The organism is Sinomonas sp. ASV486, from assembly GCF_030908215.1.
Classification (GTDB): Bacteria; Actinomycetota; Actinomycetes; order Actinomycetales; family Micrococcaceae; genus Sinomonas; species Sinomonas puerhi.
On sequence record NZ_JAVFJK010000002.1, the window covers coordinates 154,140 to 177,100 of the forward strand.

Genomic DNA, 22,961 nt, shown 5'->3' on the forward strand with positions numbered 1-22,961 from the left:
AGGCTATGATCCGGGCATGGAATGCGTAGTCCTCTACAGCATGCGACAGGGCGCGGAGCGCGCCCAGGTCCTCGAGGTGTATCCGCGGCACAAGGCCTACTACGAGGCGTTCAAGGCCGACGGCGGCGGGCTCGTTGCGCTCGGGCCCTTCCCGCCCAACCCGGTCGCCGGCTCGATGGGCCTGTTCACGAATCGCGAGGATGCGGAGCGCTTCGTGGCGTCCGACCCCTTTGTGACCGAGGGCCTCGCAGAGGCCCACGTCCTCGACTGGGACCCGGTGCGGTTTCCCGAAGCCTGAGCGGCGCTGAACCACCACGGCGTCAGCCGCCCATCGAGGCGGCCCATGCGTCGATGCGGGCCTTGACCTCCTCGTCGGAGAGATCCTCGACGCGGGTCATCACCGACCACCGGATGCCGAACGGATCCCTGATGCTCGCGTAGCGGTCCCCTGAGACGAAGTTCGTCGCGGGCTCGCGCACCGTGGCCCCCGCGGCGACGGCTCGCTCGACGGCGGCATCGACGTCCGGCACGTACACCGCGAGCGAGAGGCAATCGTCCTCTCCCGCGGGCGGGAGCACGAGGTGGTACTGCGGGTTCGAGTCGCCGAGCTCGAGCCGGCCGGTGCCGAAGTCGAGGACGGCATGCGCAACGATCGGCGTGCCAGCCGGCCCGGGGAAGTCCGTGCGGGACAGGAGCCGCGCCCCGAACACCGTCCCGTAGAAGCGGATCGCTGTGTCTGCCCCGTCCACCACGATGAACGGCGTCAGGGAGGTCGAGCCGCGCGGCATGCCGTTGACAGTGTGCTCGCCGTTCGCTGGCTGGGTGAGGTGCTGGCCGGTCGCGGTCTGGGTCTCTTCGCTCATGTCCGCCACGCTAGCCCCGCCGCCGTCCGCAGCTCTTGAACATTCGCGCCACTCCCTCCCGGGCCCTTCCCGCCAGGCGGCCGTTCCGCCTCAGCACCGCCTAGGCTGACCTCTGTGAAGCCGACATCCCGCGGCGAGCTGACCCCGGATCCGCGCTCGCCGATCACGAGGATCGCCCCGCCGGACTGGGCCGACCACGCCGTGCAGCACATCTGGATCGTCGAGTGGGACCTCCCGCCCGGCGTTGCCCTGCGCCAGACCGCCCTGAGCTACCCGGCGCTCAACATGGTCGCCCAGCCCGGCAGGCTCGCCGTCTACGGACCCACGACGGCGGTCTCGTTCCGGACGCTCGAGGGCCGCGGTTGGGCCGTGGGTGCCCTGCTCAGACCGGCGGCCACGCCACTCTTCACCGATCGTCCTGCGGGTTTCGCGAACTCCGAGCGCGAGATCGACGCGCCTGCGCTGCGCGCCGCCGTCACGCGTTCGATGGACTCGCCGGAGCGGGCGGCGACCCGGCACGCCGAGGCGAGCGACGCCGTCGTGCGCTGGATCGTGGAACGGATGCCAGCCGCCGATCCGAGGGGGCTCGAGGCGAACCGCATGGCCGAGCTCGCCGACTCGGAGCCCGGGCTGCTGCGGGTGCCGGACCTCGCGGCCGCGATGGGCGCGTCCGTGCGCACCCTCGAGCGGCTCGCGGCCGACTACTTCGGCCCGACGCCGGCGGCGATCATGCGGCGCCGGCGGATCCAGATGGCAGCCGAACGGCTGCGCGCCGAGCCGCAGGCCCCGCTCGCCGATCTCGCACAGGAGCTCGGCTACGCCGACCAGCCGCACCTCACGCGGGACTTCCGCGCAGTGCTCGGCATGACGCCGCGCGAGTATGCGGGTCGCTGAGAAGCGGCGGCACGCCCTACGCCGAAGGTGCGGCAGGATCGCGGTGCCCACTCCGGTGCCCCCTTCCCAGCTTCGGGAGTACAGTCGCCTCATCCAGCGTCCGGGAGGAGGCGGGCATGGCCGGATCCGTGCCTGAGCTTCCGCTTCCCGGTGCTCCCCTACTGCTGGCCACCGAGGAGGTGCGCCTCCTGTGGTCCTTCGTGCACGGCGACATCATGAGCGCACCGATGCGGACCTGGCTGCGCGCCTCGCTCGGCTTCTGTCCTCGGCACACATGGGCGTACGCGGTCGTGGAGGTCGAGCTGTGGGAATCTGGGGTCGGCGCGCGCGGCGGCCACCAGCCCTTCGACGTGAGCGTGCTGTACGAGGACCTCTGCCGCGAGGCCGCGTCCCGGCTCGCCCGGGGACGCGCGTGGGGCCGGCGCCCCGACGCCGCGCTCCTGCCCTCCCGCCCGTGCTACCTGTGCACGCAGCTCGCCGCCCCCGCACGCGAGGGGCTCGCCATCGGCTACGCGAACTCGAACAGCGTGGCGCTTGCCGCCGAGGCGAACCTCGCGCGTCACACTCGGCATTGGTGCTCGGCCACGCTGGACACGTGGGAGCCTCTCGCGTGCCCGGCGTGCCTTGGGCGGTTGGCGGGCGCGGGGGACGGCGGGAACGGGCGGGGCGGCGGCGTGGACGACGGCGCGTGGCTGTGCCGACTGCACCTCGCCGAAGCGCTCCGCGCGGGCCGCGCCGACGACGCCGACCCTGCCGCTGGCCTCCCGGCCGCGGCACGTCGGCTCAACCGACTAGCAGACCGGCTCGGCGCCTTCGCCGAGTCGATGACGGCCGCCGGGCCACCCGCCGACGCCGAGGTCGAGACGAGCTGGATCGTAGCGCTCGGGTTCTTCGCGGGCTGGCGATTCCCGGCGTACCTGGCGGGAGCTGCGGTGGGCGAGGGCTGAGGAGGCCCGCGACGAATCGTGTGTCGCTCGAGTGGCCACGCCCGGCAGCTCACCACATCGATTCAGCTCATCCTTCGCAATCGGTGCAGTATGTCTCACCATGACGCTCGAGGGCCCTCTGGCTGCGGTGGCGCACGAGGAAGCAGGACGCGCACACAAACTCGTTCTCCTGAACGGGCACGACCTGGATTGTCAGCTCCAAACCTGACAGGTCGGCCCCGGGGAGGTCTATGCCCTCGGCCGTATCGTTGTCGTCGAGCTCGAGGACGGCAGCCCGAGCCGCGTCTCTGCCGGCCGGCTTGAGCACCTCCAGCGACTCTTCTTGTTCCTCTTCCCGATTCCTGGGCTGGTCATAGTCAACTGCCATTGCTCTGGGCCTCCTTCACTAAGGTGAGCGCCCGATCCTACAGCTCCCCCCGGCAGAGGTGGAAACGGGCCGACCGCGAAGGAGCCGCCCGGCCCCTTACCCTCGGGCCGCCGCGCGGAGCTCCCGGCGCAGGATCTTGCCCGAGGAGGACTTGGGGATCGCGTCGATGAACTCGACCACCCGGACCTTCTTGAAGGGCGCCACGCGCTCGGCCACGAACGCCATGACGTCCTCCGCCGCCAAAGAAGCCCCAGCCTGAGTGACGACGAACGCCTTCGGTACCTCCTCGCCGTCGTCCGCCTTCACCCCGATCACCGCGGCATCCGCGATCTGCGGATGCGTGAGCAACAGGGCCTCGAGCTCCGCGGGGGCGATCTGATAGCCCTTGTACTTGATGAGCTCCTTGAGCCGATCGACGATCGTCACGACGCCTTCCGCGGTCACGGTCGCGATGTCACCGGTGCGGAGGAAGCCGTCCGGATCGATGGTCGCCGCCGTGGCGTCTGGCCGGTTGAGGTAGCCGATCATGTTCTGCGGACCCCTGACGAGAAGCTGGCCCGGGGCGCTCGCCCCTTCGGCAGGCAGCGGGATCTCCTCGTCGGTGGCCGGGTCCAGGATCTTGCACTCGGTGTTGGGGAGGGTGAACCCCACCGAGCTCACGGGGAGGCGGCCTGCCTCCGCCAGGGGCATGATGTGCGACGCGGGGCTCATCTCGGTCATACCGTAGCCCTGCATCATGACGCATCCGAGGCGGGCAGCGACCGCCGCGCCGAGGTCAGCATCCAGTGGCGCCGCACCAGAGAACGTCACGCGCACGCTCGAGAGGTCGTACTGGTCCACGAGCGGGTGTTTCGCCAGGGCCACCGCGATGGGCGGGGCGATGAACAGATAGGTGCAGCGATGTTCCTGCGTGATGCGCAGGAACTCGGCCAGATCGAACTTGGGCATCGTCACGAGCCGGGCGCGGTTGAGAAAAGCCGCATTGACCAGCATCGTCAGGCCGTAGATGTGGAAGAACGGCAGTACGGCCAGGAGCGGGTCCTCTTCCGTGACCCCGAGCAGCGGACGGCCTTGTGCCACGTTCGCCACGAGGTTGTAGTGGCTGAGCATGACGCCCTTCGGCGTGCCGGACGTCCCGGACGAGTACGGCAGTACGGCCACCGCGTGCGGATCGACCTGCACGTCCGGCGCGGGCAGCCCGGCGGCCAGCGCCTCCACCAGTGCGGGGTGGGCGGCCCCGGACGGCGAGGGGCCGCCGTCGAGCACCACGATCCGCTCCGGCGGGATCCCCGCCGCGGCGGCGGCCGGCTCCGCCCGATCCAGGAAGGGCGAGATGGTGAACAGCCAGGAGGCGCTGGCATCGATGAGCTGCTTGGCGATCTCCTCGCCCGTGTAGAGGGAGTTGACCGTCGTGACGACGGCGCCAGCTCGCAGGATCCCGTGGAAGACGACGGGGAATGCCGGCACGTTGGGGCACAGGATCGCGAGCGTCACGCCGGGGCCGACTCCCTGCCCCGCGAGCCAGCCCGCGAGGGCATTGATGCGCCCGATGAGCTCGCGGTAGGTGGTGGTGGCCCCGCTCACGCCGTCCACGATCGCCACCCGGTTCAGATCCTCCTCGGCGATCCCACCGAACAGGCACTCATAGAGAGTGGACTCGGGGATCTCGACATCGGGGTATGGGCTCGTGAACATGCGGGGTCTCCTTCGAATCTGCGCGCACGACACGGGGACGCACCGTTGTGAGCCATGGTCCGGTAGGCGCGGGGCGGGGGCAAGGGGTCCAGCCGATTGTTACCTGCCGGTAATCGAGGGTACGGGCCCTCATGAGCACGCACCGGCGACCGCCAACCGATGCGCCGAGCAGCACTGGCCGATTGAACCTGCCAAGGACCGGCAGAATCCTGCCGTTTTTCGCCAGCGACGGCCCTGATGGGCATCGCAACCTGCGAATCGGCAGAATCTTGCCGAATTGCGCGAAAACGCCGGACAATGGTGCCAAGGACTAGCCGATCGGCAGGATCCTGCCGTTCTGAAAGCACAGGGAGTTCGCATGGACAACTCGGCGGGGGCGGCGGTGCGGGCCACGGGTGCGGCCATCCGCACCGCGCGCAAGGAGGCCGGCATCACCCAGACAACCCTTGCGGAGCTCGCTGGCCTCTCGGAGCGCACCGTCCGGGATATCGAGGGCGGCTCGCCGAGCCCGAGCATCGGGTCCGTCGCCGCGGCCGCCGCGGCCGTCGGACTCACGCTGGGGGCCAGCTGATGTCGCACGACTTCTCGGCCCTGCGCTTCGTCACCGAGGCCGACGTCTACAAGGGCGGCACCCTCGCCGGTCGACTCTGGCGCGACGAGAGGGCCAGGATCCATTTCGCGTATCGCGAGGAGTACATCGGCTCAGGCGGACGGCCCGTGGCGCGCACCCTCCCCGTAGGACCCGAGGCGGTGGGGCCTCTCCACGGGCTGCCGGCGTTCTTCGCGGGCCTCCTCCCGGAGGGCCACCGGCTGACGGTGCTGCGCTCGGCAGCCAAGACGAGCCTCGACGACGAGCTCACCCTCCTGCTCGCCGTCGGCTCCGAAGTGCCGGGCGACGTACAGGTGGTGCCGGCGCGAACCCTCCCCGCCGAGCCGCAGCCGCTCGCCGACCTCGACCACGAGGCGGTCGACTTCTCGACCCTCGCCGACGCGCTCGACTTGCACGGCCTGCCCGGAGTGCAGGACAAGGTCAGCGCCTCGATGCTCTCCGCGCCCGTCGCCTCGGCCGGGCACCGCTGGATCCTCAAGCTCGATCCGCCCGGCACCCCACACCTCGTGCTCAATGAGGCGCTCCATCTGGCCGCAGCACGCGGGCTGAGGGTCCCGGTGGCGTCCGCCCACGTGGTCCGCGACACCCACGGAGCGCCAGGGCTTCTCGTCTCCCGCTTCGATCGGGTGAAGGACGACGGCGCGTGGCGTCGTCTCGAGCTCGAAGACGGGGCACAGCTCCTGGGTGTCCTGCCGGCCGCGAAGTACTCGGTCGCCGCGGAGGAGCTCGTCGCTGGAGTGGCCAGCGTGTGCCGGGCCCCGGCGGTTGCCGTGAGGAACCTCTATCTCCAGTTCCTCTTCGCGTGGCTCACGGGCAACGGCGACCTGCACGCGAAGAACGTGGCCGTCCTGACCGACGCGCGCGGGCACGCGGCTGTGGCCCCGATGTTCGATCTCCCGAGCACCGTCCTCTACGGCGACATGACGATGGCGCTGCCGATCGCGGGCCGCACGAGAGGGATCCGGGCACGGCACTGGGCCGAGTTCGCCGACGCGGTCCGCCTGCCCGCCAAGGCCGCCGCATCCGCGCGGGCCCTCGCGCTCGGGGCCGCCGCGCGCGCGGACCTGAGCGAGCTGCCGTTCACGGGCTCGCCCCTCAACCGGGCGCTCCGGGAGCTCCGGCAGCGGCGGTCCGAGCTCGAGTGACCGCACCGGGCTCCGCCAGAGACCCCCCAACACCCCGCCAGAGACCCCGCATCGCCCCGCCAGAGACCCCACAACAGCCTGCCAGAGACCCCGCAACGCCGGGGGGACACCTTGTCGCGGGCAGGGATCGCGGGCAGGGATCGCGGGCGGGCGCGCTGCTACGCCCCTGCCGCCGTCAGCCTCTCCGCGAGCTCGCGCATGGCCTCGCGCAGCTCGGGCGGCTCGATCACCGTCACAGGCCAGCCGAGTCGCACCACGTGGTAGGCGACGTAGTCGAGATTGTCGGCACCTGCCGTGAGGATCGAGGCCTCGCCGTCGGGCTCCACGACCGCCATCGTCGGGGGGACGCGCTCGGCGACCTGGTGGGCCGGGGCATAGATGCGGACCTTTGCAACGAACTGGTAGGGCGCCTGGGTGATGGAGGACTGGACGTATTCGACGGCGTCCGGGGCGTCCCGCGGCTTGAACCGCCACCCGGTGCCCCGGGCGGCCACCATCCGGTCGAGTCGGAACGTGCGCCAGTCCTCGCGGTCGAGGTCCCAGGCCATGAGGTACCAGCGCCGTGCTGCAGCCACCAGCCGGTAGGGCTCCACCCGCCGTTCGGAGCGCTCTCCGCCGGGCTTGGTGTAGTCGAACGTTGCCCGCTCGGGGGTTCGGACAGCGCGGGCGAGGGCCACGAGGATGTCGGCGTCGACCGGGGTGACCGGGCCGTCGAGGCTCACGGTCGCGTCGATGACGCCTTTGACCTCGCTGCGCAGGCGCGCGGGCAGCACCTGGTCGAGCTTGGCGAGTGAGCGGACGGCCGCCTCGCCCAGCCCCGTGACCGTGCCGCCGGCGGCGAGGCGCAGGCTGACGGCGACGGCAACCGCCTCCTCGTCGTCGAGCAGGAGCGGTGGAAGCGCCTTGCCTGCACCCAGCTGGTACCCGCCACCCGTGCCGTGCTCGGCGCGCACGGGGTAGCCGAGCTCGCGCAGGCGCTCGACGTCGCGGCGGATGCTGCGCGTCGTCACTCCAAGCCGCTCGGCCAGCTCCGCACCCGTCCACACCGGGCGCGACTGCAGCAGGTTGAGGAGGCTCAGCACGCGCTGGGTTGTGTCGTTCACCCCTCCATCATGACTCAGGATTGCGGACAGGTGCTGTCCGCAGGAGCGGATCTTCGGACACTACTCTTGCGCCCACGAAAGTCGCGATATATCTTGATTTTCAAACACGATATATCGCGTCTAGACAGAGGACCGATCCTGTCCTAGCGCAAGACGAGACTGGATCTGGGACAGCAGAACGAAAGGTTGAAGGCCATGGCATCACGTGGGGTTGCGCGCCGGGTAGACCGCGAGCGCACCACAACTGCACGCACCAGCACAGCACGCTCCAGCACCGTCCTAACCAGCACAGGGGGAATCCACCCAAGACACGCGCCTGCGCTGCTGGCCGGCGCGGTGCTGCCCGGGGCCGAACACGCGGCGGCGGGAAACCTCGAGCACAAGGGACGGCACACGATGAGCACCGCCGCAACGGCAACAGCAACAGTGCGTGCATCTGCACGTGGACCCATAAGGGCGGACGTCCCTGTGCCCAGGCTGACGGGGGCCCAGCTCGACGCGTTCGAGGAACGCGTCGAGCGCGAAGTGAGCGCCATCGAGGCCGCGCGCGCGGATGAGGCCGCGTCTTACGGCGCCGTGCCTCGCGGCGCCGTGCCTCGCGGACCCGAGGCGAGCTGGCTGCGGCGCGCGGCGGGCGCCGTCGTGCGCGGATGGCGCTCTGCCGCCGAACGGGAAGCTGGCCTCGACGCCGAGCGGGACGAGGTGCGCCGCCGGCTCCTCATGGACCAGTCGCGCCTCTGGTGACCCTGCGGGAAGCCCGCGCTACGGACGCGTGAGCAGGAGGCTCACGTTGTGGCCGCCGAATCCGAACGAATTGGAGACTGCGGCTTCGACGCGGGCCTGACGCGGGGCATCGGTCACGACATCGATGTCGATCGCCGGGTCGAGCTTCTCGAGGTTGCGGGTCGCGGGAATGACGCCCGACTCGAGCGTGAGCGCGGTCAGGATCGCCTCGACGGCGCCCGCCGCTCCGACGAGGTGGCCGAGGGCGCCCTTGGGCGCCGTCACGGCCACGTGCTCGCCGAGGGCCTCGCGGACGGCGAGCGCCTCGCTCACGTCGCCCACCGTGGTCGCCGTGGCATGGGCGTTGACGTGCTGGACGTCCGCGGGCGCCAGTCCGGCCTTCACGAGGGCCTTGCGGATGGCCTTGATCTGGCCGACCCCCTCCGGGTCCGTTCCGGTGATGTGGAACGCGTCCGCCGTGACGCCGTAGCCGGCGAGGACCGCACGGATCCTCGCTCCGCGCGCGCGGGCGTGGTCGGCCCGCTCGAGGATGACGATGCCGGCGCCCTCGCCGAGGACAAATCCAGTCCGGTTCACGTCGAACGGGCGGGAGGCGGCTTCCGGGTTCCCCGGATCCTTCGAGAGGGCACCGATCTGGGCGAACCCGGCGATCGTCAGGGGCGTGATGGCGGCCTCGGCGCCTCCGGCGATCACGATATCCGCCTCCCCGCACTCGATGAGCCGTGCAGCCTGGACAAGCGCCTCGGCGCCCGAGGCGCAAGCGGACGTGGGCGCGCACGCCGCCGCCCGGGCCCCGAACTCGATGCTCACCTGGGCTGCGGCCGCGTTGGCCATGAGCATGGGAACTGTGCGCGGGGAGACGCGGCGCGGGCCGGAGCGCTCGAGGACGTCATCCTGGCCGAGGAGTGTCAGGACGCCGCCGATGCCCGTCCCGATCACGACGGCGAGCCGGTCGCCGTCGACATCCGGCAACCCGGCGTCGGCCCACGCCTCGCGAGCGGCGATCACCGCGGCCTGCTGGCTGCGGTCGAGGCGGCGGGCCTGAACCGGGGGCATGGCGGACTCGGGCTCGACCGCGAGGGTCGCCGCGATGTGCACGGGCAGAGCGTCGAACCCCTCGCCGCGGAGCGATCGCACGCCGGAGCGCAGCGCAAGCATGCCGTCCCAGAGTTCCGGGACGGTGCCCCCGAGGGGCGTCGTCGCACCCATTCCCGTGATGACGACCGCTGTCTGGGCCACAGTTCCTCCGATCAGACCAAGGACCCGACCGCATTTGTATGCGATACAAGAAGAGCTCAGTTTGTACAGCATACAATTCCTCCATGCGCACCGTCGAGACCGAGCCCCGCACTGAGCAGTCGAGCGACACAAACGGAGCACGGGTGCGCCGCCTCTTCCCGACGAAGCGCCGCGGCGCCCGTACCCGGAACCGCATCATCGACGCTGCCGCCGCGCTGTTTGCGGCGCGCCCATCGGACAAGGTCACAGTGAGCGAGATCGCGGCCGCCGCGGGGGTGTTCCCGAACCAGATCACCTACCACTTCGGGTCCAAGGACTCGCTGTTCATCCACTCCGCGTTTGCACTGCTCCTGCGGGACGCGGGCAGGATCGAGGGCGTGGGGATGCGGCTTTCCACGGCCGAGGCGTTCCGACGGGCCGTCGCCCGGACCGTGCTCGTGACGCCTTCCCTCCCGGTGGTCATCAGCGCGCTCGCGCTCGCTCGGGCCAAACCGGCGCTCGGGCCCGTGGTCAAAGGCCACCTGAGCCTGCTGTTCCGCATGTCCGAGCGTCACCTCGAGAACGTCCTCGGCCTGCGCGGTTGGCTGATCGACCGGAGTTCGCGTCAGGAGGTCAAGACGTTCTGGGCCGCCGCGTTCGGCGCCATCCTCATCGCCGAGTCCGGGTACCCCGGCACACACGCGGACCTCGACCTCGCGGGAACACTCACCATCCGCGAGCGCGGCTGATCGCGGACAGGGCGACAAGACAGAACGTGGCCCCCGGAGTCCGGGGGCCACGCTCTGGATGGCGGGCGTCAGCGACGGTTGAGGAAGATGCTCACGTCGTCGTTGTTGATGAGGTCCGGCACGGTCCAGCCGTCGAGGTCGTACTCGGCAAGGCATGCATCGGCCAGCCCCTTCATGGCGGCAGTGGTGCCGTTGGCCTCGGCGACCATGAGGGTCTCGAGCTTGACCCCCTCGTGGTTGCCGGCGTAATTGCGCTCGTAGAGCTCGTGCCGGCCTCCGAACTCGGTGCCGATCGCGTCCCACAGCAGCTTCATGAGCTTGACGCGGTCTACGGCCTGGACCCCCTCGGAGCCGCGGATGTACTTGTCGAGGTACGGGCGGATCTCCGGGGTCTTGAAATCGAGCGCGCTCGAGTTGAGATAGATGAGCCCTGAGGCCACGTCCTGCTCGATGATCTCCTTGATCCGCGGGTAGCCGACCGACATGAAGACCCGATAGGCCATCGCGTAGTCGACCTTGGGCAGGACTGTCCCGTTGGGGCCCGCATCCGGGTTGAGCGCCATCCCGTCGGCGAGAGCGTAGAACATGTTGCGCCAGGCGATCACCTCGCCGGCGCGCGTCTGCACGCCGCGGAAGTCCTTGGTGCCCGTGATCTCGAGAGCCTTGAGCAGGAGTCCCGCGATGAAGTCGAGCTTCACCGCCAGGCGGATCACGCCCTGGAACGAGAAGCGGTTGAGGAAGCCCGTGGCCGGGGTGAAGTTGTTCATCTTGTCGATGTCGCCGTAGGAGAAGACGTTCTCCCATGGGACGAGCACGTTGTCGAACACGAACACGGCGTCGTTCTCGTCCAGCCTCGAGGAGAGCGGGTAGTCGAACGGCGTGCCCATCACTGCGGCCTGGTGGGAGTATGAGGCGCGCGAGATCAGCTTCACCCCGGGAGAGTCCATGGGGACGGTGCAGATGAGCGCGAACTCCTTGCGCTTGATCGGAAGCCCGTAGTGCGCGATGAAGTTGTACTGCGTGATCGCGGAGCCGGTCGCCACCACCTTGGCACCGGAGACGATGAGCCCCGCGTCGGTCTCCTTGTGGACCTTCATGAACACGTCCCCGGCTTCCTCCGGGGGAAGGTGGCGGTCCACCGGAGGGTTGACGATCGCGTGGTTCCAGTACAGGACCTTTTCCTGGGACTCCTTGTACCAGCGGTTGGCATTGTCCTGGTACGGCTCGTAATACTCGGGCATGCCGCCGAGGGTTCCGAGGAAGGAGCCCTTGTAGTCCGGCGAGCGGCCAAGCCAGCCGTAGGACATCCGCGCCCACGTCTCGATCGCGGTGCGCGAGGCCTTCAGGTCCTCGACGCTTCGGGCGGCCTTGAAGAAGGGGTGCGTGAGGCCCCCGGAGCCGGTGTCCGTGGGGACGAGCAGCTTGCCCGCCGTCTCGTCGTGGTGGAACCCGTCGTACAGGCGCGCGACCATGCGCACCGAGTTGCGGAAGGCGGGGTGGGTCGTGACGTCCTTGACGCGCTCGCCGTAGATCCACACCTCGCGGCCGTCCTGGAGGGAGGCGATGTACTCGTCGCCGGTCTGCGGCTTGAGGGGGTTGGCCGGCGTGGTGCGGGCGCTCATGTCCGGGATGGTGTTCGTGGGGTTCTCGAGGGTTTCGGTCATGGTGGAGCTTTCCTTTCGTGAGGTCGACGGCGGCGCTGCCGCGGCCTGGGGTGGGCGGGTGAGGCCTTGGGCTCGGGTTCTGGTCTGGGGTTAGACGGCGGCGAACTGCGGAACGGACGTGAACTGGGTGAGGTGGCCGTCGCCGCAGAAGTCCCACGGAGCCCCGCCGACGAGGCCGCCGAGGTGGTGGAACTTCCCTCCGAAGAACAACAGGGGGGCACCCGGTGTGATCTCGAGGGCAACGACCTCGCCGACGACGATGAGGTGATCGCCGCCGTCGTACACGGCCCACGGACGGCACTCGAGGGTCGCCGCGTTGCCCGCGAGGACGGGGACACCCGTGGCGCTCGCACCCCACACCGGGCCGTCGGTCATCGGCTTGCCCGCGAAATGCAGGCACGTTGCCTGCTGCGCGGCGCTCATGATGTTGATCGCGAACGGCTGCCCAGCCACGTAGGTCGACAGCTTGGATTCGCGCATGAGCGTGACCTGCGCGAGCGGCGGGTCGAGGGAAACGGAGGTGAACGCGCTCACGGTGGCGCCATGGGCCTCGCCCTCGTCGTTGCGGGTCGTGACGACCGTGACGCCGGTGCCGAAGCGCCCGAACGCGTGCCGCAGATCGCGGGGATCAATGGAGGTAGTTGCCATGCCGTCGAGTGTTCAGGATCACAAGTGGTCTTGTGGCCCTATCGCCTGTCTGGTCCCCGAGGGTCAAAAACGCGTCCGACAAGTGCAAAAACGAGGGGCCTTTGACCCGATACAGGATGTCCGAGGCACCCCATACTCGCTGCTAACGGCACGGGCAGGAGTGGAGATGTTGGGCACCCGACGGCAGGCTCTGACGGACGAGACACGAGGCAGCCTGCCCGGCAGTTTCGTAAAGCTTTCGGCAGGCGTTACACACTACGAACTCCGCGGCGACTCGGGTGCCAAGACCGTCGTCCTGATCCATGGCAACGCGGCACCCTACATTACCTGGAATCAGACGGTCGGGCCTCTGTGCGAGGTGGGTTTCCGGGTGCTCCGATACGACCTTTTCGGTCACGGCTTCTCGGACAGGCCGGAACTGAAGAGATACGACCGCCATTTCTACAACGTGCAGCTGACGGAGTTGTTGAACCGTCTTGGTATCGCGGAGCCGGTCCGCGTGGTGGGTACGTCTCAGGGGGGAAGCATCGCCGCCTGCTTCACGGCAGAGCGTCCAGGCGCCGTCAGCAGGCTCGCCCTCCTGGCACCGTTCTTCGATCAGCTCCCGGGGCAAGACGGCGCGGCATACAGGCTCCTCGTCCGGCCCATTGTCGGGGAACTCGTCCTGCAGATGATGAGCGACCGCAAGCTCGCAGACCTCTCGGACGCCCTCGTCTCACCTGAGACGAGGGCCTCACTCGAACGCGAGGTCATCGAGCAGTTCCGCTATCGCGGAAAGCGCAGGGCGATCCTGGCCAACCTGAGAGGCGACGCCTTGCATGACGCTACCTCCTGCTACCGAAGCATCGGGGCCCAGGGCATCCCCGTGCTGCTCACCTACGGGGCGCAGGATCAGAAGATTCCGAGGGCATCTATGAGCAGGCTGCGTGAGCTGGTGCCCGGTATCGAATATCACGAGATCGAGGGCGCGGGGCACCTCGCTCATTACGAGTTACCCGACCGCGTCAGCCCCCTTCCGATCCGATTCCTTGAGGGTTGAACGTCCCGCCCAACAGCGGGTCATGTGCGGGAAGCACAAGACCCTCACTGCATGCCTCGCGCCTGGCCTTGAGCGGCGTTGTGCCGAAGCGGGCCTTGAACACGCGGGCAAAGTAGGCCTGCGAGGAGAAGCCGCACCGGGAAGCCAGCGCCGCGATCGGCGTCGTGCGCTCTGAACCGTCGGCGAGGATGGCGCGGGCGCGTTCGAGGCGGCGTCTCATAACGTAGGCGGCAGGGGGCTCGCCCGCCTCGGCGAACACGCGGGTGAGGTGCCGCTCGCTGATGCCGACGGCGTCGGCCACTTGGGCCGGGCACAGACCGGGATCACCGAGGTGGTCTTCGATGAAGCACTTGGCCGCGGCAAGGTACCCCTCGGGCGTTCCCCCGCCCCGCCCTGCCACGAGGAGGCGAAGGAGTTCGAGGGATGTCGACTCGACGGCACCTGAGTCGAGCGGAGTCCCACCTGTGGCCCCGGCACCCATCCCCTCGGCGAGCGCGTCCCGGACGAGCCGCGCAAGCGCGAGCATGTGCCGGTTCGCCGGACCGGCCTCATGGAAGTCGACGACCACAGGCCGCAGGAGCGGCTTGCCTCCGGAGAGCGCGAGGTAGTCGTCGCGCGGGATGGTCAGGACCATCTCTTCGACGCCGCGGTGGAACCCGCGCATGTACGGCTGGTCTGCGTCGTAGATGACGGCCTGACCCGGTCTGAGGGTCTCGAACCCGCCCGGGTAGTAGAAGAAAGCCTCGCCCTTGAGCGCGAAGAACACGCCGATGACTTCCGTCGGATGCTTGCGGATGTATGGCTCGTTCCGCTCGATCACCTGCGCGCTGCCCCGCACCTGGGCCAGTTTGATCGAAGGGAAATGCAGGTTGATCTCAGCCGCCGTGAGGGGCGAATCGTCCATGGTCCGGATGTCGAGTGCGATGAGCGCCTTCGCGTTGTGGATCGTCCACAGCTCGACCCGGTTGGCGGCGGGAATCCCGTCGGTCGAGAACTTCAGTGACCGCGCGCGGGCAGTTCCCGTCGCGTGGACCCCCGACTGCCTGCCGACCTCTGTCATCGCGCCTCAACTCCTTGACGTCGCAAAGGGAGCGGCCTGACCCCTCTGTGATCCATGTCACTCAGTGCGCTGCCGGATCGACTGTAGGCAGGCCCGCGCACCGGGTGAACCATCCGCTTCCGCTGAGTTGAAGGCAGTGCAGACGAGGCAGCCCACACTACGGATGGCGCCTTCCGCAGGGGCCAGCCTCCCGCACCCTTTCGGGCCGCCGGGGCCACACTCACCGACGGGGAGATGACGGTGGCCCCGGCGCGCGTCAGCCAGCGAGGCCCTTCTCCTTGAGCCACGCGTCCGCGGCGGCCTTCGGATCCTGCTTGGCGGAGCCTGACACCTCGTCGTTGAGCTTGACCAGGTCCGCCGTGGTGAGCGCAGTCTGGACCTTGTTGAGAGTCTGCTTCGCCTTGTCCCCGACCCGGTCGGCCCGGACCAGCGGGATCACCTGCTGGGACGCATAGAGGTTCTGCGGGTCCTCGAGGGTCACGAGATGGTTCTGGGCGATGAGTGGCGAGGTCGTGAAGATGTCCGCCGCCTGGATCTGGTTGTCCAGGAGCGCCTTGAGCGTGACGGGGCCGCCGCCGTCGCTCATCGGAACGAACTGCTTCGGCTCGCAGCCGTACTTGGACTTGAGCCCGGGCAGGCCCTGCGGACGATCCTTGGCCTCGGGCGGCATGCCGAGGGCGATCTCGCTGCAGACCTTGCCGAGGTCCGCAAGGCTCTTGAGCCCGTACTTGTCAGCAGTCGCCTGGGTGACAACGATCGAGTCCTTGTCCTCGGCGTTGGCGGGGTTCAGGACCGCGAGCCCCTGCGGTGTCTTGCCTGGCAGCGCCGCCATAACGTCTGCGGGGCTGCTCACTGTGGCGTTCTTGTCGAAGTACCGCAGGAGGTTGCCCGAATAGTCCGGAATGAGGTCGATCGAGCCGTCCTGGAGTGCCTTGATGTAGACCTCGCGGGAGCCGATCCCGGTCTTGGTCGTTGCCTGGACGCCTGCGGCGTTGAGCGCACCGGCATAGACGTCAGCGAGGATCTCGCTCTCGGTGAAGTTCGCCGAGCCGACGACGAGCGGTGCGCCCGCGGAGGCGGAGCCCGAGGACGTCGAGAGGGGACTGCCGCCGCCTCCGCAGGCGGACAACGTCAGGGCGAGGATCGGCAGGGCGGCGAGGGACGCTAGCCGCGGAAGGCGGTGTGGCAGTGTCATGGTCGGGGTCCTCCGGGTGTCGTGGATTGCGGGTTGGGCTTACGAGCCGCGATGAGGCGAATCCGATCATCCGGGCATGGATCTCGGCCCGGACTGCCGCGGCGTACGACCGAACAGACGCGGCAAGCTCGTTTCCAGACTCATAGCGCTTCTTCTCGGATGGTAGTGCCGCTTCCCTGATCGAAGGCGATGATTCTTCCGGTCAGAGTCACTGGGGACCGCGGGCGATCGCGCGCAGCCCTGCAGGGTCCTGGAGGCCGATCCGGCCACGGCCCTGCCGGATGAGCCCACGGGAGGCGAACTCGGAGAGGACCTTGCTCGTGGCCTCGCGGGTGGCGCCCAGAAGCCCCGCGACCTGCTCGTGCGTGAGCCGCACGGTCGGCGTCGTGCGCCCGAACCGGGAGGGCGCCGGAGATCCGGCCATGCTCAGGAGCGTGGAGGCGACCCGGGCAGGGAGCGGCCGGAGGGCGAGGTCGGCGAGGCGCCCCTCGAGCTCCGCTACCCGCTCGCCGAGGAGTCGCGAGACCCGCACGGCGATGCGGGGATCCGAGAGGAGGAAGCGCTCGACGTCTTCCACCCCGAGCTGGCACACGCGGGAGTCCTCGATCGCCTCGGCGTAGGAGTCGTACATGCGCTGGCCCACGAGCACCATCTCGCCGAACACGGCGCCGGGTTCGAGGATCGCCAGGGTCAGGGCCTTGCCGTCCTCGGCGACCCGGAACACCCGGATGCGGCCGGTCTTGAGGATGAACAGGGCGCTGACCGGCTGGGCCTGGCTGTAGAGCAGTTCGCCGCGGCGGAGGAGCTTGGACGGCGCCATGAGGTCCATCTCGGCCACCTCGGCTGCCGAGAGGTCCGCAAACAGGTCCACCTCGGTCAGGCACGCGAAGGCGCCTGATGCGAGCAGCGGGTCGAACGGATCGGCCTCGCGCGCCTCCGGGGACCAGGGACGTGCCTTCCCTGCCCCGGAGGCGAGCTCAGCGCCGCACTCCTCGTTCATGCCCTGCGGGCCTTGAGCACCCGCACGGCGACCAGCGCGGCGAGGATGCCATAGACGAGGTGGCCCATCAGGGACATCATCGCGGTGGCGTCCATGGAGAACACCTGCATGCCGAGCATGATCGGCATTACCATGAGCGGGCCGATCACCCACAGGACCACGCCGAACACGGCCCCAGACGCCGCCGCCCTTCCGTACGAGCGCAGGAACCGGGTGAAGAGCAACGTCAGGACCAGCCCGTAGACCACCGAGATCATGAGGTGGACACCGAACCCGACCCACGCCGAGTGCGATCCCACCATCGAGGCGATCGTCGTGAGCATTCCCATCATGGCCATGAGCATGCCGAATACCACGCCTCCCGCCAAGCCCCCGAGCACCCCGGCCGCCGCGCGGCGACCCCAGGTCGATGTGACGCTTCCCGCATGCTGCGCTGACATTGAAGCTGACATGACTTCCTGCCTTCCCTGGATTCTGGTCGGCGGATCCGCCGATGAAGCTGACGCTACGCACGCCGGCGGCGCGGTTCTGTGAACGAGTGCACAGAACGGATCATGCACATAAGCGGAGGATGGTTAGGGAAGCACCACCCCACAGAGAAGGAGTCGGCCATGGCCGAATCGGCAGACGTCATTGTGATCGGCATGGGTCCCGGCGGGGAATCAGCCGCCGCGCAGCTCGCGCGGGCCGGGCTCACGGTGGTCGGGATCGAAAAGAACCTCGTGGGCGGCGAATGCCCGTACTACGGCTGCATTCCCACGAAGATGATGATCCGGGCCGCGGACTCGCTCGCCGAGGCCCGGCGCGTCGCCGACCTGGCAGGAGCTGCCGATGCCGTGCCCGACTTCGCGCCCGTCGCCAAGCGCATCCGCGAGGAGGCGACGGACACGTGGGACGACACGGTCGCCGTCGAACGCTTCGAGAAGGCGGGCGGGCGCCTTGTCCGCGGAACCGCAAAGGTGACGGGCCCGAGGACCGTGCGCGTCGGCGAACGGGAGTTCGAGGCCGGCAGAGCGATCCTCCTCAACACGGGAACCGACCCCGCCGTCCCGCCAATCCCAGGTCTGGCCGGCACGCCGTTCTGGACGAACCGAGAAGCGGTCGCCGCGACGGCAGCCCCCGAATCGCTCATCGTGCTGGGCGGCGGCGCGGTGGGGCTTGAACTCGCGCAGTCGTTCTCACGCTTCGGCACGCGGGTCACCGTGCTCGAGGCGCTGGACCGGATCCTCCCGCTCGAGGAGCCCGAGTCGAGTGCGCTCGTGGAAGACGTGCTCAAGGCCGAGGGCCTTGACGTCCGCACGGGGACCGCGGCCGAGTCCGTGGGCCACGATGGGACGTCTTTCACGGTCCAGGCGGGAGGCCGCGGGCTGACCGCGGAGCGCCTCTTGGTTGCGACGGGCCGCAGGGTGGACCTCGAGCGGCTCGGGCTGGCCTCCCTCGGCCTCGACACGACGCGCCGCACGGTCGAGACCGACCCGCATCTGCGCATCGCCGACGGCGTCTACGCGATCGGCGACATCACCGGCCACGGAGCGTTCACGCACATGTCGATGTACCAGGCCGGAATCGCCGCCGCCCACATCCTCGGGGACGCCACGGCTGCCGCCGAGTACCACGCCGTACCCCGGGTGACGTTCACGGACCCTGAAGTGGGCGCCGTCGGCCTCACCGAGCAGCAGGCGCGGGAGCAGGGGCTCTCCGTCGCCACCGCGATCTCGCAGATCCCTGATTCCACCCGCGGCTGGATCCACAAGTCAGGGAACCGTGGGATCATCAAACTCGTCGCGGACATCGACCGCGGCATCCTCGTCGGCGCCACCTCGGCGGGCCCGACGGGAGGCGAGGTGCTCTCGATGCTCACCCTCGCCGTCCACGAACGGACGCCGCTGACCAGATTGAGGCAGATGATCTACGCGTACCCCACGTTCCACCGTGCCGTCGAAGACGCCGTGCGGAAGCTCGCATGACGGCGCTGGCGGCCGCGGCGGTCCCGGCCTACCTGCCCTCGCCGACCGTCAACGCAATCCAGATCGGCCCGCTGTCAATCCACTTCTACGCGCTGTGCATCATCGCGGGCATCATCCTCGCGTGGTGGCTCACGGAGCGGCGTTGGGTGAAGCGCGGCCGCGAGTCGGGCCAGCCCCTCGACATCGCCCTGTGGGCCGTGCCGTTCGGGATCGTGGGCGGACGCATCTACCACGTCATCACGGACCCCGAGCTGTACTTCCTGCCGGGGAGGAACCCGTGGAACGCGTTTGCGATCTGGGACGGCGGCCTCGGGATCTGGGGGGCAATAGCCCTCGGCGGCCTGGGCGCATGGATCGGGTGCCGCCGCGCCAAGGTGCCGCTGCCTGCCTTCGCCGACGCGCTCGCGCCCGGGCTGCTGTTCGCGCAGGCGATCGGCAGGCTCGGCAACTGGTTCAACAATGAGCTCTACGGAGATCCGACCACCCTCCCCTGGGGCCTCGAGATCCACCAGATGGACCCGTCCACGGGTGCCGCGGCACACAACGCGGACGGCACCGCGGTGGTCCTCGGCTACTTCCAGCCCACGTTCCTCTACGAGGCGCTGTGGAGCGTGGCCGGCGGTCTCCTCATCCTCTGGCTGGGCCGCCGCTTCAGGCTCCCCCGCGGTGCGGAGTTCGCGCTGTACGTCATGGCTTACACGTCGGGGCGCTTCATCGTCGAGCTCATGCGCTCCGACTTCGCGAACCTCATCCTCGGCCTGCGCGTCAACACCTGGGTGGCGGGGCTCGTGTTCGTCGGCGGCCTCGTGTCGTTCATCGTCGTCATGCGCCGAGGCAGGCGCGACGAGGTCACCGAATCGAATTCGGGTGCTTCGCAAGAGGCGTGACCCTGATCTTCATGTAGGGGTACATGGGGAAGCCGCTCAGGATCTCGTGGAGTTCGTCGTTGGAGTCCACATCGAACAGCGAGTGGTTGGCGTACTCGCCCACGATCCGCCAGATCCCGGCCATCTTGCCCGAGTGCTGGAGCGAGCCGGAGTACTCCTTCTCGCGGGCCTGGAGGTCCGCGATCTGCTCGGGGGTCAAGTGCGGCGGGAACGTCACGTCCATGCGGGCCATGAACAGCATGCGGGTGCCTCCTTGGGGGTCGGGTGAGCGGTCGGGCGGGCGTGCCCTACGCGTCCTGGCGGTAGCGGGCGAGCTTGTCCTCGTCGATCTCGGCGCCGACGCCGGGCGCTTCGCGGACGCGGATCACGCCGTCGCGGATCGTGAGCGGCTCGGCGAGGAGGTCGTCGGCCATGTCGAGGAAGTTGGAGAGCTCGCCAGCGCGGCGTTGGCTCGCCTCGTGCGCTGCGCCGAACGTCACGGTGGCGAGTGAGCCGATCTGCGTATCGATCTGGTTGCCCATCGTCACGTCCACGCCGAGCCCTGTGCACAGGCCCAGGATCTCGGTGGCCTGCGTGAAGCCGCTGCGCGCCGTCTTGATGCAGATCGCGTTGCAGCCGCCCGAGAGGAGCTCGCGCGAGACGTCGCCGGGGGTCGGGACCGACTCGTCGCCCGTGATCGGGATCTGCGACTGCTCCACGAGGCGGCGCCGGCCCATCGCCTCGGAGGCGTCGCACGGCTCCTCGAGGGCGGTCAGGCCCAGGCCGTCGGTGCGGCGCAGCACCTCCATGGCCTCGTTCGCGGTCCAGCCTCGGTTGGCATCGAGGTAGATCTCCACGTCATCCCCGAGCCCCTCGCGCAGCACGTGCACGGCCTCGACGTCGAGGCCGAGAGGGCGGCGGCCGGTCTTGAGCTTGAACGTGGTGATGCCGTACTGCTCGCCGAAGCGCTGGGCCTCCTCGAGCAGCTCCTGGGCCGGCTTGAAGCCGAGCATGTGGGAGACCCGCATCCCATCGGCGTAGCCGCCCAGCAGCTTGTGCACGGGCGTTCCGAGGGACGTGCCGATGAGGTCCCACAGGGCGATGTCCACGGCACCCTTGGCGGTGTCGTTGTGGATGGTCCGCGCCATGATCGCCTGGGCCTTCCCACGGTCGAGCGGATCGAGGCCGGTCAGCTGGGGGCCGAAGATGTCCCGCACCACCGCGATGATCGAGGCCTGCGTCTCGCCGTACGTGTACGGGCGCGGCGGTGTGTCGGCGACGCCCACGAGCCCCTCGTCCGTGTGGATCCGGATCAGCACGTGCTCGGCCGCATGCACCTCGCCGCTCGCGAAGCGCAGCGGATGGGTGTACGGGATCGAGTACGGGATCGCCTCGATGCGCTCAATCTTCATGCGCTGTCTCCTTGGGGGTGGCGCTGGGGGCGGCGTTGGGGGCGGCACTCGGGCTTGCAGCAACGGATGCCGCCGGGGGCGAGGCAAGGCGTGCGGTGCGGACGACGGCGACCGGTGAGGGCGCGCCGTCGTCCGCACCGGCGGCGGGGGAAACCCCCGGTGCGGACACAGTGTCGAAGAGCGTCAGGAAGCGGCGGACGAGCGGCGTCCTTTCGCCGCGGCGCCACGCGACCGCGAGGTCGACGGAGGGTGCATTGCGGACGGGACGGAACTCGATGCCCTGGAAGGCGAAGCCGCGCGTGCTCATCGGGACGAGGGCGATCCCCATCCCGGCCGCGACGAGCGCCAAGAGTGTCGAGGTCTCAGCAGCCTCCTGGACTACGCGCGGGATGAACCCCTCGCGCCGGCACGCGTCTCGGAAGATCCTCGTCACGACCGACTGCGCGGGGTAGCCCACAAAGGACTCCCCCGCGAGCTCCGCTAGGTCCAGTTCGGCCTGTTCGCCCCACGGCGAGTCCGCAGGGAGCGCGGCGACGAGCCGGTCCTGCTCGAGGTAGTCGAGCTCCACGTCCGGTGAGTCGACGGGTGGGCGGAGGACGGCGACATCGAGCCTGCCCTCCTCGAGGTCGTCGACCATCTGGGGCGTGAGCATCTCCCCGCGCACCGTGAGCCTGAGGCCCGGCATCTCGCTGCGGACCCGCTGCACGAGCGGCGGGAGGAGCCGGTAGGTCGCCGAGCCGGAGAGGCCCACGCGGAGCACGCCGGCGGCGCCACGGCCCACCTGGACCACATCCGACTCGAGCTCCTCGAGGTCCTGGAGGATGCGGCGGCCCCGCTCGAGCAGAAGCTCGCCGGCGGGTGTGAGCTCGACCTTGCGGGTGGTGCGCTCGAACAGCGCGGCGCCGAGCTGCTCCTCTAGCTGCTTGATCTGCTGGGACAGGGGCGGCTGGGCCATGTGGAGGCGCTGGGCCGCGCGGCCGAAGTGGCGTTCCTCGGCGACGGCAACGAAGTACCTCAAGTGTCGCGTCTCCATGGTGACCAGCGTAGGTCCACGGATTAGGTTGAGGAAATATCCATTATGCAGTCATTCAGATGATCTCGGTATTTATAGGACGTTGAGGAAGACCTGCCACAGCCCCACGATCACCAGCGGCCCGAAGACGGCCCCCGCCACCACCTGCGCGGGCGTGTGGGCGCGCAGCATCACGCGGGCCCAGCCTACGGCCGGAACCACGAGCACGAGGGGCCACCACTCGGGGCCGAACAGCAAGAGCATCGACACCGCGGCCGTCGAGACGGCGGCGGCATGTCCGCTGACCTTCCACCACAGGCTGACCACGGCATGCACCGCGATCCCTGCGATGAGGGCGGCCACCATCGCCAGCACGGACGCCGGGGCCCCGAGCGCGATGAGCAGCCCGAGCCCTGCCAGCACGCACACGATCGCCATCGCGAGCACGGGCGCACGCTGCGACCTCTCGCTCACATGGTGGTCCACGACCTTCCCGGCGCGCACGAGCCCGATCAGGATCACGAACGGGAGCACACACGTGAACAGGGCCGCCACGCCGCCGAACCACCACGTTCCCGGCCATCCTGGGCTCGCCGCGGGACTCAGCAGCAGTGCGGCGGCGATCGTGAACGGCGGCTGGAACACCTCGCTGAGCACACGCGCGACGGCGGTGCGGACGGTCCGCGGGGCGGCTGCTGGACGGGAGTGAGGCGGCACAGGCCAAGTCTTCCATCGCGCGAGCCCGACGGCCATTCGCGTACCG

25 protein-coding genes are annotated in these 22,961 nt (G+C 69.3%); 10 read left to right on the plus strand and 15 right to left on the minus strand.

Translation table 11 applies throughout. The features are described from left to right. Positions 1 to 16 precede the first annotated feature (16 nt). Positions 17 to 298: a YciI family protein gene (locus RBS60_RS03425; protein ID WP_307956122.1), complete on the plus strand. Its 282-nt coding sequence runs from the start codon at positions 17 to 19 to the stop codon at positions 296 to 298. 22 nt (positions 299 to 320) lie between these two features. On the opposite strand, the gene RBS60_RS03430 is transcribed toward RBS60_RS03425, so the two are convergent. Further along, positions 321 to 863, minus strand: coding sequence for a VOC family protein (locus RBS60_RS03430; RefSeq protein WP_307956123.1), 543 nt, complete (start codon positions 861 to 863; stop codon positions 321 to 323). A 114-nt stretch (positions 864 to 977) separates the two neighbouring features. On the opposite strand from RBS60_RS03430, the gene RBS60_RS03435 reads away from it, so the two are divergent. Further along, the gene (locus RBS60_RS03435) at positions 978 to 1,757 is read left to right on the plus strand and encodes a helix-turn-helix domain-containing protein (RefSeq protein WP_307956124.1); all 780 of its coding nucleotides are present in this window, start codon (positions 978 to 980) and stop codon (positions 1,755 to 1,757) included. 116 nt (positions 1,758 to 1,873) lie between these two features. Continuing rightward, entirely contained in the window at positions 1,874 to 2,704 is an 831-nt protein-coding gene (locus RBS60_RS03440; protein ID WP_307956125.1) for a hypothetical protein, read from the plus strand. A gap of 67 nt (positions 2,705 to 2,771) precedes the next feature. Here RBS60_RS03440 and RBS60_RS03445 read toward each other — a convergent pair whose 3' ends face one another. Beyond that, complete coding sequence (locus RBS60_RS03445) at positions 2,772 to 3,071, minus strand: DUF4193 domain-containing protein (RefSeq protein WP_307956126.1); 300 nt, start codon at positions 3,069 to 3,071, stop codon at positions 2,772 to 2,774. Between the two features lie 96 nt (positions 3,072 to 3,167). Next, positions 3,168 to 4,766, minus strand: coding sequence for an AMP-binding protein (locus RBS60_RS03450; RefSeq protein ID WP_307956127.1), 1,599 nt, complete (start codon positions 4,764 to 4,766; stop codon positions 3,168 to 3,170). A gap of 358 nt (positions 4,767 to 5,124) precedes the next feature. Between RBS60_RS03450 and RBS60_RS03455 the strand changes: the two genes are divergently transcribed. Further along, a complete protein-coding gene (locus RBS60_RS03455; protein ID WP_307956128.1) occupies positions 5,125 to 5,337 on the plus strand; it encodes a helix-turn-helix domain-containing protein in 213 nt (70 codons plus the stop codon). Further along, positions 5,337 to 6,521: a HipA domain-containing protein gene (locus tag RBS60_RS03460; protein WP_307956129.1), complete on the plus strand. Its 1,185-nt coding sequence runs from the start codon at positions 5,337 to 5,339 to the stop codon at positions 6,519 to 6,521. The genes RBS60_RS03455 and RBS60_RS03460 overlap by 1 nt, the downstream gene beginning before the upstream one ends. A 158-nt stretch (positions 6,522 to 6,679) precedes the next feature. Here RBS60_RS03460 and RBS60_RS03465 read toward each other — a convergent pair whose 3' ends face one another. Then, positions 6,680 to 7,624 (minus strand): YafY family protein, encoded by a 945-nt coding sequence (locus RBS60_RS03465; RefSeq protein WP_307956130.1) that lies wholly within the window; start codon positions 7,622 to 7,624, stop codon positions 6,680 to 6,682. A 468-nt stretch (positions 7,625 to 8,092) separates the two neighbouring features. Here RBS60_RS03465 and RBS60_RS03470 point away from each other — a divergent pair, with 468 nt between their 5' ends. Continuing rightward, the gene (locus RBS60_RS03470) at positions 8,093 to 8,368 is read left to right on the plus strand and encodes a hypothetical protein (protein ID WP_307956131.1); all 276 of its coding nucleotides are present in this window, start codon (positions 8,093 to 8,095) and stop codon (positions 8,366 to 8,368) included. A gap of 18 nt (positions 8,369 to 8,386) precedes the next feature. Here RBS60_RS03470 and RBS60_RS03475 read toward each other — a convergent pair whose 3' ends face one another. After that, positions 8,387 to 9,607, minus strand: coding sequence for a beta-ketoacyl-[acyl-carrier-protein] synthase family protein (locus RBS60_RS03475; RefSeq protein WP_307956132.1), 1,221 nt, complete (start codon positions 9,605 to 9,607; stop codon positions 8,387 to 8,389). An 83-nt stretch (positions 9,608 to 9,690) separates the two neighbouring features. Between RBS60_RS03475 and RBS60_RS03480 the strand changes: the two genes are divergently transcribed. Beyond that, positions 9,691 to 10,335 (plus strand): TetR/AcrR family transcriptional regulator C-terminal domain-containing protein, encoded by a 645-nt coding sequence (locus RBS60_RS03480; RefSeq protein ID WP_307956133.1) that lies wholly within the window; start codon positions 9,691 to 9,693, stop codon positions 10,333 to 10,335. Positions 10,336 to 10,403: 68 nt separating this feature from the next. On the opposite strand, the gene RBS60_RS03485 is transcribed toward RBS60_RS03480, so the two are convergent. Beyond that, positions 10,404 to 11,999: a 4-hydroxyphenylacetate 3-hydroxylase N-terminal domain-containing protein gene (locus tag RBS60_RS03485; protein WP_307956134.1), complete on the minus strand. Its 1,596-nt coding sequence runs from the start codon at positions 11,997 to 11,999 to the stop codon at positions 10,404 to 10,406. A 90-nt stretch (positions 12,000 to 12,089) separates the two neighbouring features. Next, a complete protein-coding gene (locus RBS60_RS03490; protein WP_307956135.1) occupies positions 12,090 to 12,647 on the minus strand; it encodes a flavin reductase family protein in 558 nt (185 codons plus the stop codon). A 166-nt stretch (positions 12,648 to 12,813) separates the two neighbouring features. On the opposite strand from RBS60_RS03490, the gene RBS60_RS03495 reads away from it, so the two are divergent. Further along, positions 12,814 to 13,686 (plus strand): alpha/beta hydrolase, encoded by an 873-nt coding sequence (locus RBS60_RS03495; RefSeq protein WP_307956136.1) that lies wholly within the window; start codon positions 12,814 to 12,816, stop codon positions 13,684 to 13,686. On the opposite strand, the gene RBS60_RS03500 is transcribed toward RBS60_RS03495, so the two are convergent. The 4 genes from RBS60_RS03500 to RBS60_RS03515 all read right to left on the minus strand — a co-directional run bounded on the left by RBS60_RS03500 (position 13,652) and on the right by RBS60_RS03515 (position 17,393). Continuing rightward, positions 13,652 to 14,746 carry an AraC family transcriptional regulator gene (locus RBS60_RS03500; RefSeq protein WP_307956137.1) on the minus strand — a complete coding sequence of 365 codons (1,095 nt, stop codon included), beginning with the start codon at positions 14,744 to 14,746 and terminating at the stop codon, positions 13,652 to 13,654. The genes RBS60_RS03495 and RBS60_RS03500 overlap by 35 nt on opposite strands. Before the next feature lie 256 nt (positions 14,747 to 15,002). Continuing rightward, positions 15,003 to 15,941: an ABC transporter substrate-binding protein gene (locus tag RBS60_RS03505; protein WP_307956138.1), complete on the minus strand. Its 939-nt coding sequence runs from the start codon at positions 15,939 to 15,941 to the stop codon at positions 15,003 to 15,005. 208 nt (positions 15,942 to 16,149) lie between these two features. Continuing rightward, the gene (locus RBS60_RS03510) at positions 16,150 to 16,941 is read right to left on the minus strand and encodes a Crp/Fnr family transcriptional regulator (protein WP_307956139.1); all 792 of its coding nucleotides are present in this window, start codon (positions 16,939 to 16,941) and stop codon (positions 16,150 to 16,152) included. Continuing rightward, complete coding sequence (locus RBS60_RS03515; protein ID WP_307956140.1) at positions 16,938 to 17,393, minus strand: hypothetical protein; 456 nt, start codon at positions 17,391 to 17,393, stop codon at positions 16,938 to 16,940. The genes RBS60_RS03510 and RBS60_RS03515 overlap by 4 nt, the downstream gene beginning before the upstream one ends. Before the next feature lie 159 nt (positions 17,394 to 17,552). Here RBS60_RS03515 and RBS60_RS03520 point away from each other — a divergent pair, with 159 nt between their 5' ends. Together RBS60_RS03520 and lgt are read left to right on the plus strand one after the other, a co-directional pair. Next, entirely contained in the window at positions 17,553 to 18,908 is a 1,356-nt protein-coding gene (locus RBS60_RS03520) for an NAD(P)/FAD-dependent oxidoreductase (RefSeq protein ID WP_307956141.1), read from the plus strand. Next, positions 18,905 to 19,795: a prolipoprotein diacylglyceryl transferase gene (lgt, locus tag RBS60_RS03525; RefSeq protein ID WP_307956142.1), complete on the plus strand. Its 891-nt coding sequence runs from the start codon at positions 18,905 to 18,907 to the stop codon at positions 19,793 to 19,795. Before RBS60_RS03520 ends, lgt begins: the two co-directional genes overlap by 4 nt. Here lgt and catC read toward each other — a convergent pair. The 4 genes from catC to RBS60_RS03545 all read right to left on the minus strand — a co-directional run bounded on the left by catC (position 19,758) and on the right by RBS60_RS03545 (position 22,915). Continuing rightward, positions 19,758 to 20,036 (minus strand): muconolactone Delta-isomerase, encoded by a 279-nt coding sequence (gene catC, locus RBS60_RS03530; RefSeq protein WP_307956143.1) that lies wholly within the window; start codon positions 20,034 to 20,036, stop codon positions 19,758 to 19,760. The two genes, lgt and catC, sit on opposite strands and share 38 nt — an antisense overlap. Before the next feature lie 46 nt (positions 20,037 to 20,082). Continuing rightward, positions 20,083 to 21,186: an enolase C-terminal domain-like protein gene (locus tag RBS60_RS03535; protein ID WP_307956144.1), complete on the minus strand. Its 1,104-nt coding sequence runs from the start codon at positions 21,184 to 21,186 to the stop codon at positions 20,083 to 20,085. After that, positions 21,176 to 22,219 carry a LysR substrate-binding domain-containing protein gene (locus tag RBS60_RS03540; RefSeq protein ID WP_307956145.1) on the minus strand — a complete coding sequence of 348 codons (1,044 nt, stop codon included), beginning with the start codon at positions 22,217 to 22,219 and terminating at the stop codon, positions 21,176 to 21,178. Before RBS60_RS03540 ends, RBS60_RS03535 begins: the two co-directional genes overlap by 11 nt. 72 nt (positions 22,220 to 22,291) lie before the next feature. Then, positions 22,292 to 22,915: a phosphatase PAP2 family protein gene (locus RBS60_RS03545; protein ID WP_307956146.1), complete on the minus strand. Its 624-nt coding sequence runs from the start codon at positions 22,913 to 22,915 to the stop codon at positions 22,292 to 22,294. Between the last annotated feature and the right edge of the window lie 46 nt (positions 22,916 to 22,961).